Source organism: Streptomyces sp. HNM0645, from assembly GCF_030056615.1.
GTDB classification, from domain to species: Bacteria; Actinomycetota; Actinomycetes; order Streptomycetales; family Streptomycetaceae; genus Streptomyces; species Streptomyces marianii.
The window spans coordinates 1-17617 of sequence record NZ_JASHLT010000069.1; the positions used below are offsets into that span (position 1 = coordinate 1).

A 17617-nucleotide genomic window follows, 5' to 3' on the forward strand; every position below is an offset into this window, starting at 1 on the left:
TCATAGTGTTTCGGTGGTCATAGCGTTAGGGAAACGCCCGGTTACATTCCGAACCCGGAAGCTAAGCCTTTCAGCGCCGATGGTACTGCAGGGGGGACCCTGTGGGAGAGTAGGACACCGCCGAACAATTCTTCTGGGAAAGCCCCGGGCCGTGATGGTCCGGGGCTTTCTCGCGTTCTGGGGGCAGGAGCAGGTCGTGTCGTGCCTGAGCGACCGCCACCCCTGTGTACACCGCTCATCCTGCTGACGGTAAGGTCAGGAGGCATCGTTGGTACGTTTGGCAGGAGGCCCGGGTGGAGGTCCAGGAGACCCGCGTTCAGACCGACCGGGTACTCACCATCCCCAACATCCTCAGTATGGCTCGCCTGCTCGGCGTGCCGCTGTTCCTGTGGCTGATTCTCCTACCCGAGTTCGGTGGTCCGAAGGCCGACGGCTGGGCCCTGCTCGTGCTCGCGCTGAGCGGCGTCAGTGACTATCTCGACGGCAAGCTCGCCCGCCGATGGAACCAGATCAGCAGTCTGGGCCGGATCCTCGACCCCGCCGCTGACCGGCTCTACATCCTTTCCACACTCGTGGGCCTGACCTGGCGGGGGATCCTGCCTCTTTGGTTGACCGCGGCACTTTTGGCGCGGGACCTGATGCTCCTCGTGATGGTGGGAATCCTGCGCCGGCACGGCTATCCGCCTCCCCAGGTGAACTTTCTGGGCAAGGCAGCTACCTTCAACTTGATGTATGCGTTCCCACTCCTGCTGCTCAGCGACGGAGACGGGTGGCTTGCGTCACTCGCCGAAGTTTTCGGATGGGCGTTCGCAGGATGGGGTACAACTCTGTATTGGTGGGCAGGGATCCTCTATGTGGTCCAGGTCCGCCGACTCGTCAAGGCTGACGCCGTGGCCGATTGAGCCGTATGCACGGAGCTGTGCAGAGTCCCACCGGTCCGCATGAGAACTGGAGAGGGGCCTGCCCGGACGGGTGAAGTCGGCTGGACCGTCGTCTCTTCAAGGAGGACGCTTCCGACATGAAGGCCGTCGTGATGGCTGGTGGCGAAGGAACACGACTTCGCCCCATGACCTCGAGCATGCCCAAGCCACTGCTGCCGGTGGTCAACAGGCCGATCATGGAGCATGTGCTGCGCCTGCTCAAGCGGCACGGGCTCACTGAGACGGTCGTGACCGTCCAGTTCCTCGCTTCCCTCGTCAAGAACTACTTCGGCGACGGTGAAGAGCTGGGGATGGAGCTCACCTACGCGCACGAGGAAAAGCCACTCGGTACCGCGGGCAGTGTGAAGAATGCGGAAGAGGCGCTCAAGGACGATGCATTCCTCGTCATTTCCGGCGATGCGCTCACCGACTTCGACCTCTCGGATCTCATCCGGTTCCACAAGGAGAAGGGCGCACTGGTCACGGTGTGTCTGACCCGGGTGCCGAATCCCCTTGAATTCGGCATCACGATCGTGGACGAACAGGGCAAGGTCGAGAGGTTCCTGGAGAAGCCCACCTGGGGCCAGGTCTTCTCGGACACCGTGAACACCGGTATCTACGTGATGGAGCCGGAAGTCTTCGACTACGTCGAGCCGGACGTCTCGGTGGACTGGTCCGGTGATGTCTTCCCGCAGCTGATGAAGGAAGGCAAGCCGATCTACGGCTACATCGCCGAGGGTTACTGGGAGGACGTCGGCACCCACGAGAGCTACGTGAAGGCGCAGGCCGACGTCCTCGAGGGCAAGGTCGACGTGGACATCGACGGCTTCGAGATCTCGCCCGGCGTCTGGATGGCGGAGGGTGCCGAGGTGCATCCGGACGCCGTGCTGCGCGGTCCCCTCTACGTCGGCGACTACGCCAAGGTCGAAGCCGACGTCGAGATCCGCGAACACACCGTGGTCGGGTCCAACGTGGTCGTGAAATCGGGTGCGTTCCTCCACCGGGCCGTCATCCACGACAACGTCTACATCGGGCCCCACAGCAATCTGCGCGGCTGCGTCATCGGCAAGAACACCGACATCATGCGCGCCGTTCGGATCGAGGACGGCGCTGTCATCGGCGACGAATGCCTGATCGGCGAGGAGTCGATCGTCCAGGGCAACGTTCGGGTCTATCCGTTCAAGACCATCGAAGCCGGCGCTTTCGTCAACACCTCGGTGATCTGGGAGTCCCGCGGCCAGGCGCATCTCTTCGGGGCCCGGGGCGTATCGGGAATCCTGAACGTCGAGATCACGCCCGAACTCGCCGTGCGACTCGCGGGCGCGTACGCCACCACGCTGAAGAAGGGCGCGACCGTCACCACGGCCCGCGACCACTCCCGAGGCGCGCGAGCCCTCAAACGCGCGGTGATCTCCGCACTCCAGACCAGTGCCATCGACGTCCGGGACCTGGAGAACGTCCCCCTGCCGGTCGCCCGGCAGCAGACGGCCCGAGGCAGCGCCGGCGGCATCATGATCCGCACCTCGCCGGGTGTGCCCGACTCGGTCGACATCATGTTCTTCGACGAACGCGGCGCGGACCTGTCCCAGGGTGGCCAGCGGAAGCTCGACCGCGTGTACGCGCGTCAGGAGTACCGGCGCGCGTTCCCCGGCGAGATCGGGGACCTCTCCTTCCCGGCGAGCATCTACGACTCCTACACGGGCTCGCTGCTGCGCAACGTCGACACCAGCGGGATCGCGGAGGCCGGCCTCAAGGTCGTCATCGACGCGTCCAACGGCAGCGCCGGTCTCGTACTGCCGAGCCTCCTCGGCAGGCTCGGCGTGGACGCGCTGACGATCAACCCCGGACTCGACGAGTCGCGACCGACCGAGACGGTCGAGCAGCGCCGGCAGGGCCTGGTGCGGCTGGGCGAGATCGTGGCGTCCGCACACGCTGCCTTCGGCGTGCGCTTCGACCCAGTCGGCGAGCGGCTGTCGTTCGTGGACGAGCGCGGCCGGATCGTGGAGGACGACAGGGCGCTGCTCGTCATGCTGGACCTCGTGGCCGCGGAACGCCGCAGTGGCAAGGTGGCGTTGCCCGTGACGACGACGCGCATCGCCGAGCAGGTCGCCGCCTACCACGGCACCCAGGTGGAATGGACGACCACGTCGCCCGACGACCTGACCCGGGTCTGCCGGGAGGAGTCCACCATCTTCGGCGGTGACGGCCGCGGTGGCTTCATCATCCCGGAGTTCAGCAGCGTCTTCGACGGTCCTGCGGCGTTCGCGCGGCTCCTCGGCCTGGTGGCCCGTACCCAGCTCACCCTGAGCCAGATCGACGCCCGTATCCCGAGGGCCCATGTGCTGCGCAAGGACATCGCGACGCCGTGGGCGGTCAAGGGCCTCGTGATGCGCCGGGTCGTCGAGGCCGCCGGTGACCGGTTCGTGGACACGACCGACGGCGTCCGCGTCGTGGAGGCTGACGGCCGCTGGGTCCTCGTGCTCCCCGACCCGTCCGAGGCAGTCACCCATCTGTGGGCCGAGGGTCCCGACGACACGTCCGCCCAGGCACTCCTCGGCGAGTGGTCCGCGGTCGTGGAAGGCGCAGGTGACGACACCAAGCAGTGAACGTGCCGGCGGTCTGAGGACGGAGTGCCGGGGTGCGGGACGGCCCGCGTCCCGGCACAACCGTGGGGCCATTCGGCGGTAGCGGCTGCGACGTGCGACGATGTGCGGCATGCCGCAGCAGCCCCCCGTACCGAGGACAGCCTCTCCGCCGCGTCCCGATGCCTCGATGTCGCTGCTGAACAACGTCATGGACCACAGCCTCGACGACGGTTACGCGGAGGCGGCGGCCCGCAGGGACGCGGAGGGCGGGCGGCTGCCCCAGACGCTTCGGGCGAAGTTGTGGCTCGCGGCCGGGCTGGTGCTGGCGGCTCTGGTGGTCACTCTCGGCGCTGCGCAGGCACGGATATCGGCACCCGTCGTGGCGAAGGAACGCGAAGAACTCATCGACCGTATCGAGGCTGAGACCACGGCCGCGGACGAACTGGAGCAGGATGTCGACAGCCTCCGCGAGGAGGTCGGCGAACGGCAGCGCAAGGCGCTCCAGCGGCAGGGCGGGCACCAGGGGGACCTCGTGGCGCTGCTCTCCGGAGCGACCGAGGTGACAGGCCAGGGGGTGAAACTGGTCGTCGACGACGCCAAGGACAGCGAGGCGGGCGGTGGCGGCCCGAGGGAGAGCAGCGGCTTCTCCGACACCGGCCGGGTCCGCGACCGCGACATGCAGCGCGTCGTCAACGGACTCTGGGAGTCCGGCGCGGAGGCCGTCGCGATCAACGGGCAGCGGTTGACGGCCCTGTCCGCGATCAGGGCCGCCGGTGACGCCATACTCGTCGACAACAAGCCGTTGGTGCCGCCCTACACGGTGCTCGCCATCGGGGACGGGAAGAAGCTGAGCACCGCCTTCCAGGACAGCGCGGACGGCCAGTACCTCCACGTGCTGCGGGAGAACTTCGGGATCCGGAGCAGCATTTCCGCCCAGGAACGGGTGCGTCTGCCGGCCGCACCGAGCCTGATCGTACGTACCGCAGAGCCGAGGACCGCCGGTGGCACGCCCGCCGGTCAGGGCACGGCAGAGACAGGGAAGGGCACATCGTGATCGCCGTACTGGGCCTGGTCTTGGGAGTCGTGGCGGGACTGTTGCTCCGCCCCGAGGTGCCGGCGGTGGTCGAGCCCTACCTTCCGATCGCCGTGGTCGCTGCTCTCGACGCGGTGTTCGGCGGCCTGCGGGCCATGCTCGACGGGATCTTCGTCGACAAGGTCTTCGTGGTCTCCTTCCTGTCGAACGTCGTCGTGGCCGCACTGATCGTCTTCCTCGGCGACAAGCTGGGCGTCGGTGCGCAGCTGTCCACGGGTGTGGTGGTCGTCCTCGGCATCCGGATCTTCTCCAATGCGGCCGCCATCCGCCGCCATGTGTTCCGGGCGTGAGGCCGATGAGCGACGACGACAAGACCCTGCGTGAGAAGCCGGACCCCCAGGACGGGACGCCGAGGACGACGGGCGACCGCGCGCACGAGGCGACGCCGCCGCAGCGGCCCGGAGCGACACCGCCCGGCCCGCCCGTCCCCGCACTCGGATCCGTGCCCGCCGGGCCCGGGCCGCTCCCCGTACCGGCTCCCTCGACGCCCGTGGGAACGGGGAAGGACGGTGAACCGTCCGCCGCTGCCGGGCCCGGAGGCTCCGGGACCGACGGGACTGAGCGGACGGACCGCTCCGACAGGCCGGAGCGGACGAACGGAACCGACGTCCACGGCACGGACGCCCCCACGGGGAAGGGCCCGGAGACGCCGTCGTCCGGCGACGGGCCGCAGTCGACCGGGCGGCAGCGACTGGTGGCCGGGCTATGGCCACCCCGCTTCTCTCGCGCCCAACTCATCGTGGCCCTCCTGCTGTTCGTCCTCGGCCTCGGCCTGGCCATCCAGGTCCAGTCGACGAGCGACAACAGCGCCCTGCGCGGCGCCCGCCAGGAAGATCTCGTGCGCATCCTCGATGAACTGGATGACCGCACCAAGCGTCTGGAAGATGAGAAGCGGCGCCTCGAGGACCAGCGGACCGAACTGGAGACCAGCTCGGACCAGGCCGAAGAGGCGCGCAGGCAGACACAGGAAAAGGAGCGGCAGCTGGGCATCCTCGCAGGTACCGTGGCGGCACAGGGCCCGGGCATCACGCTGACGATCGGCGACGGTGCCGGAGCGGTCGAGTCGGACATGCTGCTCGACGCGATCCAGGAACTGCGTGCCGCAGGGGCCGAGGCGATCCAGGTCAACGGGGTGAGGGTCGTCGCGGACTCCTACTTCTCCGACGGCGGCGGTTCCATCGAGGTGGACGGCAAGAAGATCAGTGCTCCGTACCGCTTCAAGGTCATCGGCAAGCCGCAGGACCTCGAGCCGGCGCTGAACATTCCCGGCGGCGTGGTGCAGACCCTGGAGAAGGAGCAGGCCACCGCCTCGGTGACCCGCTCGGAGAAGATCGTCGTGGACGCCTTGCGGCCCGTGGAACGGCCTGACTACGCTCGGTCGTCCTCCCAGTGAGACAAGGGCGTACCAGGGAGGCCGGAGATGGACGAGGGGTTGCGGGGGGTCGGCGCATCGTAGGAGTGCTGCGTGGTGGAAACTGTCCGGAGGGTACGGACGTTGTGAGGATGTCCGGGTCGGCAGGTGTGTTCATTCAGGGTTCCTGCCCCACGGGCGGGTCTGTTTTTCGGTCAAGGGGAATCGCCCGTGAAGTTGTTTGGGAAGTTGTTCGGCAAGAGCGCACGCGAGGACGGCGGCACCGCCCGTCGTCGCGCACCGCGCCATGGCCAGGAGACGGAGCAGAGCGGCGAGCGTCCGCTCTTCCGGGACGAGATCGCCGGTGGTGACATTCCCGGTGGTCCGGGCGCGTCTGCTGTTGACCCTGCCGGTCCCGGCCGCATAGGTTTCGGGGAACCGTCAACCTCAAGTGCGGGTGGAGGGTTTACGCCCGACCCGTATGCATCCCATGCCCCCGCGGGGCAGCCGCGGCAGGAGGACCCGTCCATGCCGGTGTGTACGCGATGCGGCAATCGCAACGCCGAGACCAGCCGCTTCTGCTCCAACTGCGGCGCGCCGCTGCGGGCCGGAGCTCCGGCGGAGCGTGCCTCGGAGACGACCTCGACGATCTCCATCTCGGGGATCGAGGCCTATGAGGCGGAGGCCACCGGCCAGACGCCCATTCCTTCGCTCTCGCCCGAGGCACAGGCGGCCGTCGACGCCCTGCCGCTCGGATCCGCCCTGCTCGTGGTGCGCCGCGGGCCGAACGCGGGCAGCCGCTTCCTCCTGGACAGCGAACTGACCACGGCGGGCCGCCACCCCCAGAGCGACATCTTCCTCGACGACTTCACCGTCTCCCGGCGCCATGTGGAGTTCCGCAGGGGGGCCGACGGCACCTTCACCGTCACCGATGTCGGCAGCCTCAACGGCACGTACGTCAACCGCGAGCCGATCGACTCGGTCGTCCTGGCGAACGGTGACGAAGTTCAGATCGGAAAGTACCGGCTGGTCTTCTACGCGAACCAGCGGGGCATGTGACCTCAGGGACCTCCATGCGGCGAACTCCGACGGGCGGTGCCGGTCACGGCACCGCCGGTGGCGACCGGCTGGTCAGCATCGGCTCGGTGCTGAGTCAGCTGCGCGAAGAGTTCCCCGAGGTCACGATCTCCAAGATCCGGTTCCTGGAGGCCGAGGGGCTCGTCGAGCCGCAGCGCACACCGTCCGGCTATCGCAAGTTCAGCGCCGAGGACGTCCGGCGGCTCGCGCAGGTGCTCCGCATGCAGCGGGACCACTACCTGCCCCTGAAGGTCATCCGCGAGCACCTCGACGCGCCGGCCCGGGGAGAGCGGCCTCCGCTGCCGTCCGAGAGAGGGCCGGTGGATTCCGGTGCGGCAGGCGAGTCCCTCTCCGAGAGGCCCACGGCGGCCCGTGTCGGCCGGGCGGAGCTGCTCGCCGCCGCGGAAGTGACCGAGGCGGAACTCGACGAGTGGGAGTCCTACGGTCTGATCACTCCTTCGGCGGAGTCCGCCTATGACGCCGAGTCCGTGACGGTGGCCAAACTGATCGCCGACCTGGGCAGATTCGGTCTGGAGCCGAGGCATCTGCGGGCGATGAAGGCGGCTGCCGACCGTGAGGCCGGCCTGGTCGAACAAGTGGTCGCACCGCTGCGCCGGCACCGCAATCCGCAGACCAGAGCCCATGCCGAGGCGACCGCGAAGGAGCTGGCGGCGCTCTCGGTCAGGCTGCACTCCGCGCTGGTCCAGACGGCGCTCGGGGTGCGTCTGCCCTGAACTCCCGGGCGGGCTTGCACCGATCTTGGGGGAACCCGACTACCCAAACCTGCCGGGCACGTCCTAGGGTTGCTGTGTGAACGAGCTCGACGTTGTGGGTGTCCGGGTGGAAATGCCCTCCAACCAGCCGATCGTGCTCCTGCGCGAAGTGGGAGGCGATCGGTACCTCCCCATCTGGATCGGACCGGGTGAGGCGACCGCGATCGCCTTCGCGCAGCAGGGAATGGCGCCGGCCAGGCCGTTGACCCACGACCTGTTCAAGGACGTCCTGGAAGCCGTCGGACAGGAACTCACCGAGGTGCGGATCACGGACCTGCGGGAGGGTGTCTTCTACGCGGAGCTGGTGTTCGCCAGCGGCGTCGAGGTCAGCGCCAGGCCGTCCGACGCCATAGCTCTGGCACTGCGCACCGGCACGCCGATCTACGGCAGTGACGGCGTTCTCGACGACGCGGGCATCGCGATCCCGGACGAGCAGGAGGACGAGGTCGAGAAGTTCCGCGAGTTCCTCGACCAGATCTCGCCGGAGGACTTCGGCTCCAGCAGTCAGTGATTCCGCCGGTCCGGCGCCGCCATCCGTAGGGAGGCGGCGGCACTGTCCGGTCCGGGCCCGGTGAGTCGGACTTCGCCCGCCGCCAACCGGCCACCTGTTCCCCGAATCGGGGCACGCAAAACCACTCTCAGGGTGATTATCACTCGGCGTGCCGAGTGTGGCGATCGTTGACGCACCACTGGCGACTCCCTACCGTCGAGGAGGCAGGTCAAGGACGGAGGTCGGCGTGAGAAGCAGCGGCGACGGTACGGCAGCGGGTGCTCACGGGCGAGGTCCCGCGGAGGGCTTGCCGTATCCGCTTCACGACAGTGCGCAAGCCGACGTGACGCCCGAGACCGTGGGCTACCGGGGGCCGACCGCCTGCGCGGCGGCGGGCATCACCTACCGGCAGCTCGACTACTGGGCGCGCACCGGTCTGGTCGAACCGAGCGTGCGGCCGGCGTACGGATCGGGCACGCAGCGGCTCTACAGCTTCCGGGACGTGGTCGTCCTCAAGATCGTCAAGCGCTTCCTGGACACGGGCGTCGCCTTGCAGAACATCCGCGCTGCGGTACAGCACCTGCGGGCCCGCGGCTTCGCGGACCTGGAGCGGATGACCCTCATGAGTGACGGCGCGACGGTCTACGAGTGCTCCTCGCCGGACGAGGTCGTCGATCTCCTCCAGGGCGGGCAGGGCGTGTTCGGGATCGCGGTCGGAGTCGTGTGGCGGGACGTCGAGGCGGCGCTCGCGCAGCTGCACGGCGAGCGCATCGACACCGGTGAGACGCTGATCGGCCACGACCCCGGTGACGAGCTGGCCCGGCGCCGCCGCGAGCGCGCCGGCTGACCCGCCGACGGGCCGGACTTCCTGGTCGGCCCGTACGCGCGTACGGCGGATTGTCAGTGTCGTAGGGCAGCATCGGAGCTGTGAGACCCGCGCCCACCATCCTGCATCTGGACATGGATGCGTTCTTCGCCGCCGCGGAGCAGGCGGCGAAGCCGAGTCTGCGCGGGAAGCCGGTGGTCGTCGGCGGCCTGGGGCCGCGCGGAGTGGTCGCCACCGCTTCGTACGAGGCGAGACGTTTCGGTGTGCACTCGGCGATGCCCATGGCACAGGCGCGGAGGCTGTGCCCCAACGCCGCCTATCTGGTGCCGCGCTTCTCGCTCTACCGGACGGTCAGCGACCAGGTGATGGAGTTGCTGGGCGAGCTCTCACCCCTGGTGGAACCACTGAGCCTGGACGAGGCCTTCGTGGACCTCGAGGCGGGTGGGACGGCGGATGACTCCCGATCGGCCCGGGAGGCCGGTGAGCGGCTGCGCAGGGACATCCTGGTGACCACCGGGCTGACGGGTTCGGTGGGACTGGCGGGTTCCAAGATGCTGGCGAAGATCGCCTCGGAGCAGGCCAAGCCAGACGGGCTGGTGCTCATAGCGCCCGGCACCGAGCGGGAGCTGCTGGGGCCGATGCCGGTACGGACCCTGCCGGGCGTGGGTCCGGCGACGGGCGAGCATCTGCGGCGGGCCGGCATGACCACGGTCGCGGATCTGGCAGAGGCAGGGGAGGACGAGCTCGTACGGCTGCTGGGGAAGGCGCACGGGGGAGCGATCTTCCGGATGGCCATGGGCCACGACGACCGGCCCGTGGTCGCCGAGCGGGACGCCAAGTCCGTGTCGGTCGAGGACACCTTCGACGTGGACCTGCACGACCGGGTCCGCATCCGGACGGAGGTCGAGCGGCTGGCCGACCGGTGTGTCCGCCGGCTCCGGGCCTCCGGACACTCGGGACGGACGATCGTGCTGAAGGTGCGGCGGTTCGACTTCTCGACGCTGACCCGGTCGGAGACGCTCCGCGGGCCCACGGACGATCCCGCGGTGGTGCGGGAGGCCGCGGCCCGGCTGCTGGAGGCGGTGGACACCACGGGCGGTGTCCGGCTGCTCGGCGTCGGTGTGAGCGGCCTCGCCGACTACACGCAGGAGGACCTGTTCGCACAGGCAGCCGCGGGGGAGCGGCACGACGAGGACGAGGAGCCCGCGCCGTCCCGTGAGCCGACGCCGGGCGAGGAGCGGTCGCCTGGCGGGGATGCGCGGCCGGTGGCGGACCGGCGCTGGGCCGCCGGGCAGGACGTATGCCATGCCGAGTACGGCCCCGGATGGGTTCAGGGCAGCGGGCTGGGGAGGGTCACGGTCCGCTTCGAGGAGCCGTGGTCGGCCGCGCCCGGCCGGGTGCGGACGTTCGCCGTGGACGACCCGGAGCTGGAGCCCTCGGAGCCGCTCCCGCTGGTGCGCTCGCCGGAGGATCAGTCGTCGTGGCCGGCCAGCCGCCCGAAGTCGCGGTCCCCGGCGGAGCCGATGCCGGGGCCCCCGGCCTCGTCGCCGGGGGACGGGGAGGTGGTCGGCCTCTCCGGAGGCGAGGGCAGGTCGAGACCGTAGTGGTGGTACAGCTGCAGCTCCTGCTCGGGAGAGAGATGGCGGCCGACACCGAAGTCCGGCGCGTCCTTGATCAGGGCGCGCTCGAAGGGTATGTGGAGGCCGTCGCCCTCGAGCTGGCTGGGCTCCAGTGGTACGAACGCGTCCCGGCTGAACAGGCCGGTCCGTACGGCCGCCCATTCGGGAACGCCCGTGGCGTCGTCGAGGTACACCTCGTCCACGGTCCCGATCTTGTGGCCTTCGCGGTCGAACGCCTTGCGGCCGATCAGGCTGCGCGGATCGATGTCGGTCTGCACGGTCCCTCCAAACAGGTCGCACGGGTTCGCTGAACACTACGAAAGTGCACATCCAGGGCGCCGTCCACTCGAAGGTCCCAGGTGAGGCCGCGCTGGTACGCTGGCAGCGGCTGCTGACCCCGTGCGGGAGAGTGCCCCGGTGAAAGCCGGAGCCGCCGAAGGAGCAAATCCTCCCCGGAATCTCTCAGGCCCCTGTACCGCACGGACGAGGTCACTCTGGAAAGCAGGGCGGGCGTCGGACGGCATCCGCTCTCACCGACGGTGAAAGCCGGTGCGCCCCGGGGCGTTCCGGTGAAGCTCTCAGGTTGAGATGACAGAGGGGGAGGCCGTCCGGGCACCCGCGCCGTGGTGCCCCTCGCAGGTCGTTACGACCAGGAGGCCTCCGCAATGACCGCCAACCGCATTCCGCTCTCCCAGCTGGAGCGAGGCACCCCCTTCGAGCAGCGCCACATCGGCCCCGACACCGGGGCCCAGGCGAAGATGCTGGCGCAGGTCGGCTACGGCTCGCTGGACGAGCTGACCGCCGCCGCCGTGCCGGACGTCATCAAGAGCGCCGAGGCCCTGGGACTGCCCGGTGCCCGCACCGAGGCCGAGGTGCTCGCCGAACTCCGCGGCCTCGCCGACCGCAACCAGGTGCTCGCTCCGATGATCGGCCTCGGCTACTACGGGACCTTCACCCCGCCGGTCGTCCTGCGGAACGTGATGGAGAACCCGGCCTGGTACACGGCGTACACGCCGTACCAGCCGGAGATCTCGCAGGGCCGTCTGGAGGCGCTGCTCAACTTCCAGACCATGGTCGCCGACCTGACCGGACTGCCCACGTCCGGCGCCTCTCTGCTCGACGAGGGCACCGCCGCCGCGGAGGCCATGGCGCTGTCCCGGCGCGTCGGCAAGGTCAGGAACGGTGTCTTCCTGATCGATGCCGACGCGCTGCCGCAGACCATCGCGGTGATCGAGACCCGGGCCGAGCCGACCGGTGTCGAGGTCGTCGTGGCCGACCTCGGCGAGGGGATCCCGGCGGAGATCGCCGAGCGCGGCGTCTTCGGCGTACTGATCCAGTACCCGGGTGCCTCCGGTGCCGTCCGGGACATAAAGCCGGTCATCGACCAGGCCCACGAGCTCGGCGCGATCGTCACCGTCGCCGCCGATCTGCTCGCCCTGACGCTGCTCACCTCGCCCGGTGAGCTCGGTGCGGACATCGCCGTCGGCACGACGCAGCGCTTCGGGGTCCCCATGGGCTTCGGCGGCCCGCACGCCGGCTACATGGCCGTCCAGCAGAAGCACGCCCGCAGCCTGCCCGGCCGACTCGTCGGCGTCTCCGTCGACGCCGACGGCAACAAGGCGTACCGTCTTGCCCTGCAGACCCGCGAGCAGCACATCCGCCGCGAGAAGGCCACCAGCAACATCTGCACCGCGCAGGTACTCCTCGCGGTCATGGCCGGGATGTACGCCGTCTACCACGGCCCCGAGGGCCTGCGGACGATCGCGCGCCGGACCCACCGCTACGCCGCGATCCTCGCCGAGGGGCTGCGCGCGGGCGGTGTCGAGATCGTCCACGGCACGTTCTTCGACACGCTGACCGCCCGCGTCCCGGGCAAGGCCGCCGACATCGTCGCCGCGGCCCGCGAGGGTGGTGTCAACCTGCACCTCGTGGACGCCGACCACGTGTCGCTCTCCTGCGACGAGACCACGTTGCGCGCCCAGGTGTCCGCCGTCTGGGCCGCGTTCGGCGTCGACGGCGACATCGACGCGCTGGACGCGACCGTCGAGGACACGCTGCCCGCCGCGCTGCTCCGCAGGGACGACTACCTCACCCACCCGGTCTTCCACGCGTACCGCTCCGAGACCGCGATGCTCCGCTACCTGCGCCGGCTCGCCGACCGCGACTACGCGCTGGACCGCGGCATGATCCCGCTCGGCTCCTGCACGATGAAGCTGAACGCGACCACCGAGATGGAGCCGGTCACCTGGCCGGAGTTCGGCCAGATCCACCCCTTCGCCCCGGTCGAGCAGGCCGAGGGCTATCTGACCCTGATCCACGAGCTGGAGGAGCGCCTCGCCGAGGTCACCGGCTACGACAAGGTCTCGATCCAGCCGAATGCCGGATCCCAGGGCGAACTGGCCGGCCTCCTCGCGGTGCGCGCGTACCACCGCGCCAACGGCGACGAGCAGCGCACCGTCTGCCTGATCCCGTCCTCCGCGCACGGTACGAACGCCGCCAGCGCGGTGATGGCCGGGATGAAGGTCGTCGTCGTCCGCACCGCCGACGACGGCGAGATCGACGTCCACGACCTGCGCGCCAAGATCGAGCAGTACCGCGACGAGCTGTCCGTCCTCATGATCACCTATCCGTCGACGCACGGGGTGTTCGAGGAGCACGTCGCCGACATCTGCGCCCAGGTGCACGAGGCCGGCGGTCAGGTGTACGTCGACGGTGCCAACCTGAACGCGCTGGTCGGCCTCGCCAGGCCAGGCAAGTTCGGCGGCGACGTCTCGCACCTCAACCTGCACAAGACGTTCTGCATCCCGCACGGCGGCGGCGGTCCCGGTGTCGGCCCGGTGGCCGTCCGTGAGCACCTCGCCCCCTACCTGCCGAATCACCCGCTCCAGCCCTCCGCCGGGCCCGAGACCGGCGTCGGCCCGATCTCGGCCGCCCCCTGGGGCTCCGCGGGCATCCTGCCCATCTCGTGGGCGTACGTGAGGCTGATGGGCGGCGAGGGCCTCAAGCGCGCCACCCAGGTCGCGGTGCTCGCGGCGAACTACATCGCCAAGCGCCTCGAGCCGCACTACCCGGTGCTGTACACCGGACCGGCGGGCCTGGTCGCGCACGAGTGCATCGTCGACCTGCGACCACTGTCCAAGACGACCGGTGTGAGCGTCGACGACATCGCCAAGCGCCTCATCGACTACGGCTTCCACGCGCCGACGATGTCGTTCCCGGTGGCCGGCACGTTGATGATCGAGCCCACCGAGAGCGAGGACCTGACCGAGATCGACCGGTTCTGCGACGCGATGATCGCTATTCGCGCGGAGATCGAGAAGGTCGCCTCCGGCGAGTGGCCCGCAGAGGACAACCCGCTGCGCAACGCCCCGCACACCGCGGCCGTGCTCGGCGGGGAGTGGGAGCACGCGTACAGCCGCGAGGAAGCCGTCTTCCCTGCCGGTGTCGAGGCGACGGACAAGTACTGGCCGCCGGTGCGCCGGATCGACGGCGCCTTCGGTGACCGGAACCTGGTCTGCTCCTGCCCGCCGCTTGACGAGTACGACGGCTAAGGCCGTCCCGGGGGCTGCCCGGAAAGCGTCAGGGCCGGCTCGGAGGTGTCTCCGAGCCGGCCCTCTCCGTCCGTGGCCCGGTCATCCCTCGGTCCGTCGGTACGGAGCAGGGGCGGGGTCCCGGGCGGATGGTCCGGTCGACCGGGCGGCGGGCTTCAGGCCGCCGTCACGATCCGGAGCGGCCGGTGCGGGGCGATGATCTGGCCGTCCGGGAGCAGTTCGCCCGTGTCCTCGAAGAGCAGCACGCCGTTGCACAGCAGGCTCCAGCCCTGCTCGGGATGGTGTGCCACGAGGCGGGCGGCCTCCCGGTCGGCGGAGTCTGCTGTCGGGCACGGCGGCTGGTGCTGGCACATGGATGGGTTCTTTCGCTGCGATGTGGTGAGTGTCCTGCGGCTCGATGCGGTGCTCATGGCCGCCCCCCGTATCTGTCGTCGATCCCAGTGTTGCCCCACGGGCGTCAATCCGCAGGGATTTCGCGGCAGCTCGTCCTACCAGTTAATGACGCGTCACCCCGGTGGGCGGTTCAGCTCAACTGCACCGTCCCTTCGGGTGGTTCGCAGTGGCCGTAGTGGGCTAGTCCGGAAGGGGCGTGAACATGCCCCGTGACTCCATGTCACGGGGCAGCGGTGTTCGGTGGCTCCGGTGGCTCCGGTGGCTCCGGTGGCTCCGGTCAGGCCGGGAATCCGAGCAGGGGCGCGGGGGTGACCCTCGAGGTCATCACCGGCAGCAGATCGGCCACCCGGTGCGACCGGTGGGCGGCGATGCCCGGGGGTGCGGGAGCGAGCGGCACCAGCAGGTCGGCGGGGGCCGGTTTGCCCTTCGCCGGGTCGGCCTCGCGGTTGCCGTGCAGCCAGAGCGTGATCATGTACAGCTCGGGCACGGACAGCAACCGTGGCTGGTAGCTGCCGGGGAGAGCCTCGGCCTGTTGCAGCGCCCGCTCCGTCGACGCGATGTACGGGCCCTCGAAGAAGTGCGAGAAGGCCCAGCCGTCCGGGGTCAGCATGGTGTCCGCGGCCGCGATGGCGCGGTCGCCGCCGCGGATCAGGAACCGCCAGCCCGCCAGCCGGGTGCGGGGCCGGCGGTCGCCGTGTGGTACCACCTGGTCCAGGACGTGGACGGGAAGCGGGAGTTCGGCGGTCACCGCTCCCTGGACGGAACGGAGAGCAGGAGTGCGCGCCTCGCGGACCGCGGAGGGGGATCCGAGTGCCGTGAGGACGCTGCGCAGTGCGGGCGCGGGTGCCGGGGGGACATGCAGCGGCATGGTGGGTCGCCTCTCACTCAAGAGACAGGGTGATGCGAGGGCAGATGCGGACGGCTCTGTCGGCGTGGGTCGGAGGGGGCCGGATTTCCGTGGCCGGGCGCCGACTTTCTGCCTCGTTCGCGTGAGTTTATACGACGTGTGTTCACTCAATGTTTCTGCTAGCCGTTCCCGGCATTGCAGTCAAGGTCGAATCAGGACCTTCGGTGTGCGAAGTTCGAGGGGGTTATTCGTGAGCGCAACGGCGTCACCTGGTGTGGTGCCCCACGAGCGGTCGGCCGAATCTCGTCGGAGTTTTTCACCACACCTCGGGAAGTGGTAAATGCTCACTGCGCCATGCCGACGGAATGTGCCGGACGGATGGCACACGGTCGCCGCTTCAGACTAGCGGCCCACCGGTCACGCGCGAGACGTTATGGATCTCTTCGTCTGGGCATTATCGTCCGTGACACGAGCGGCCCGGCCGCGGACTGCCCACTCGAGGAGGGACCCTTCGATGGGGGAGAAGATCGTGGCAGGCGGGTTCGACCTGTCCGATCGGCAACGCTACCGGAGAAAGCTCCAGCAGTGCCTGGCGGGACTGGGGAGACTCCTGGCGGAAAAGAGGTTCGATCGCCCCAGGAATCTGATGGGGTTGGAGATCGAGCTCAATCTCGCGGGCTCCGACGGCCTGCCCCGGATGATGAATGCCGAGGTGCTCGACAGGATTGCCAGCCGTGATTTCCAGACCGAGCTCGGAATGTTCAACCTGGAGGTGAACATAGCGCCGCACCGGCTCGGTGGGCGGGTCCTCGACCAGCTCGCGGAGGAACTTCGCACCGGTCTGGGATATGCCCATCGCAAAGCCGCGGAGGTCGATGCCGGAATTGTGATGATCGGAATCCTTCCGACCCTCGACGGTAAGGATCTGGTTTCCGCGAATCTGTCGGACGTCGACCGCTATGTCCTTCTCAACGACCAGATCGTCGCCGCCCGCGGTGAGGACTTCACCCTCGACATCGAAGGGGTTGAGCACCTCGGCTGCACGTCGTCCTCGATCGCTCCGGAGGCGGCCTGCACGTCGGTGCAACTGCACCTCCAGGTGACACCGGGCCGGTTCGCCCAGGTGTGGAACGCCGCCCAGGCCGTGGCGGCGGTCCAGATCGCCGTCGGCGCGAACTCCCCGTTCCTGTTCGGCAAGGAACTCTGGCGCGAGTCCCGGCCACCGCTCTTCCAACAGGCGACGGACACCCGGCCGCCCGAACTCCAGGCCCAGGGCGTGCGGCCCAGGACCTGGTTCGGCGAGCGCTGGGTGGGCTCCGCCTACGAACTCTTCGAGGAGAACCTGCGTTACTTCCCGGCCCTCCTGCCGATCTGCGACGACGAGGAACCGTTGAGGGTGCTCGACGACGGCGGCGTGCCGCGGCTGCAGGAACTCGTCCTGCACAACGGCACGGTCTACCGCTGGAACCGGCCGGTCTACGGTCTCGCGGACGGCGTGCCCCATCTGCGCGTCGAGAACCGGGTGCTCCCGGCCGGTCCCACCGTCACCGATGTCGTGGCCAACGCGGCCTTCTACTACGGGCTCGTGCGGGCGCTCGCCGAGGAGTCGCGACCGCTGTGGACCCGGATGTCGTTCGAGACCGCCGCGGCGAACTTCGAAACCGCCTGCCGGCACGGCATCGAGGCCGAGCTGGAGTGGCCGCGTCCGGGCCGGGGCGGCGGGCTCACCCGCGTTCCCGCCGTCAAGCTCGTACGGGACGAACTGCTGCCGCTCGCGGCGGCCGGGCTGGACGCCTGGAACGTGGAGCCCGCGGACCGGGATTTCTACCTGGGTGTTGTCGAGGGGCGGTGCAGGCGCCGGGTGAACGGTGCGTCCTGGCAGGTCGATGCCTTCCACAGGGCGCTGGACGCCGGGCTCGACCGGCGTGCCGCGCTCGCCGCGGTCACGCGCCGCTACAGCGTGCTGATGCACGCGGACGAGCCCGTGCACACCTGGCCCGCGGGACCGGGGAGCTGACCGCTCCGCATTCGGGTCCCGCCTTCGACCTCGGTCCCGCCGTCGGGCAAGCTGTGACGGCGGGACCGAGGAAAC

At 69.4% G+C, this 17617-nt stretch carries 13 protein-coding genes, 1 rRNA gene, 2 pseudogenes and 1 riboswitch; of the genes and pseudogenes, 13 read left to right on the forward strand and 3 right to left on the reverse strand.

Annotated elements, in window-relative coordinates; genetic code table 11:
- Window positions 1-9: 9 nt before the first annotated feature.
- From rrf to QMZ92_RS33060, 11 genes and pseudogenes are all read left to right on the forward strand, one after another.
- Window positions 10-126 (forward strand): 5S ribosomal RNA (gene rrf / locus QMZ92_RS33010).
- A 167-nt stretch (window positions 127-293) separates the two neighbouring features.
- Window positions 294-902, forward strand: coding sequence for a cardiolipin synthase ClsA (clsA, locus tag QMZ92_RS33015; RefSeq protein WP_138056414.1), 609 nt, complete (start codon window positions 294-296; stop codon window positions 900-902).
- 116 nt (window positions 903-1018) lie between these two features.
- The gene (locus QMZ92_RS33020; RefSeq protein WP_283301255.1) at window positions 1019-3526 is read left to right on the forward strand and encodes a mannose-1-phosphate guanyltransferase; all 2508 of its coding nucleotides are present in this window, start codon (window positions 1019-1021) and stop codon (window positions 3524-3526) included.
- 109 nt (window positions 3527-3635) lie between these two features.
- Window positions 3636-4559 (forward strand): DUF881 domain-containing protein, encoded by a 924-nt coding sequence (locus QMZ92_RS33025; RefSeq protein WP_283301256.1) that lies wholly within the window; start codon window positions 3636-3638, stop codon window positions 4557-4559.
- Window positions 4556-4888 (forward strand): small basic family protein, encoded by a 333-nt coding sequence (locus tag QMZ92_RS33030; RefSeq protein WP_017948521.1) that lies wholly within the window; start codon window positions 4556-4558, stop codon window positions 4886-4888. Before QMZ92_RS33025 ends, QMZ92_RS33030 begins: the two co-directional genes overlap by 4 nt.
- A 401-nt stretch (window positions 4889-5289) precedes the next feature.
- Window positions 5290-5991 (forward strand): DUF881 domain-containing protein, encoded by a 702-nt coding sequence (locus QMZ92_RS33035; protein WP_502962195.1) that lies wholly within the window; start codon window positions 5290-5292, stop codon window positions 5989-5991.
- Window positions 5992-6073: 82 nt separating this feature from the next.
- Window positions 6074-7008: pseudogene (locus QMZ92_RS33040) on the forward strand (FHA domain-containing protein).
- Between the two features lie 14 nt (window positions 7009-7022).
- The gene (gene ftsR, locus QMZ92_RS33045) at window positions 7023-7760 is read left to right on the forward strand and encodes a transcriptional regulator FtsR (RefSeq protein ID WP_283301258.1); all 738 of its coding nucleotides are present in this window, start codon (window positions 7023-7025) and stop codon (window positions 7758-7760) included.
- Window positions 7761-7836: 76 nt separating this feature from the next.
- A complete protein-coding gene (locus QMZ92_RS33050) occupies window positions 7837-8310 on the forward strand; it encodes a bifunctional nuclease family protein (RefSeq protein WP_026281837.1) in 474 nt (157 codons plus the stop codon).
- Window positions 8311-8536: 226 nt separating this feature from the next.
- Complete coding sequence (locus tag QMZ92_RS33055) at window positions 8537-9136, forward strand: MerR family transcriptional regulator (RefSeq protein WP_283301259.1); 600 nt, start codon at window positions 8537-8539, stop codon at window positions 9134-9136.
- Window positions 9137-9216: 80 nt separating this feature from the next.
- The gene (locus QMZ92_RS33060; protein ID WP_283301260.1) at window positions 9217-10719 is read left to right on the forward strand and encodes a DNA polymerase IV; all 1503 of its coding nucleotides are present in this window, start codon (window positions 9217-9219) and stop codon (window positions 10717-10719) included.
- A 146-nt stretch (window positions 10720-10865) separates the two neighbouring features.
- Here QMZ92_RS33060 and QMZ92_RS36620 read toward each other — a convergent pair.
- Window positions 10866-11012 (reverse strand): annotated as a pseudogene (locus tag QMZ92_RS36620) (PRC-barrel domain-containing protein); the annotation flags it as partial.
- Window positions 11013-11126: 114 nt separating this feature from the next.
- Window positions 11127-11222: riboswitch (glycine riboswitch) on the forward strand.
- A 177-nt stretch (window positions 11223-11399) separates the two neighbouring features.
- Here QMZ92_RS36620 and gcvP point away from each other — a divergent pair.
- On the forward strand, window positions 11400-14285 hold the full coding sequence (gcvP, locus tag QMZ92_RS33070; RefSeq protein ID WP_283301261.1) for an aminomethyl-transferring glycine dehydrogenase: 2886 nt from the start codon (window positions 11400-11402) through the stop codon (window positions 14283-14285).
- 155 nt (window positions 14286-14440) lie between these two features.
- On the opposite strand, the gene QMZ92_RS33075 is transcribed toward gcvP, so the two are convergent.
- The gene (locus QMZ92_RS33075; protein ID WP_093654310.1) at window positions 14441-14638 is read right to left on the reverse strand and encodes a DUF5999 family protein; all 198 of its coding nucleotides are present in this window, start codon (window positions 14636-14638) and stop codon (window positions 14441-14443) included.
- Between the two features lie 317 nt (window positions 14639-14955).
- Window positions 14956-15546: a hypothetical protein gene (locus QMZ92_RS33080; protein ID WP_283301263.1), complete on the reverse strand. Its 591-nt coding sequence runs from the start codon at window positions 15544-15546 to the stop codon at window positions 14956-14958.
- 493 nt (window positions 15547-16039) lie between these two features.
- Between QMZ92_RS33080 and QMZ92_RS33085 the strand changes: the two genes are divergently transcribed.
- Window positions 16040-17542 (forward strand): glutamate-cysteine ligase family protein, encoded by a 1503-nt coding sequence (locus QMZ92_RS33085; protein ID WP_283301264.1) that lies wholly within the window; start codon window positions 16040-16042, stop codon window positions 17540-17542.
- Window positions 17543-17617 lie beyond the last annotated feature (75 nt).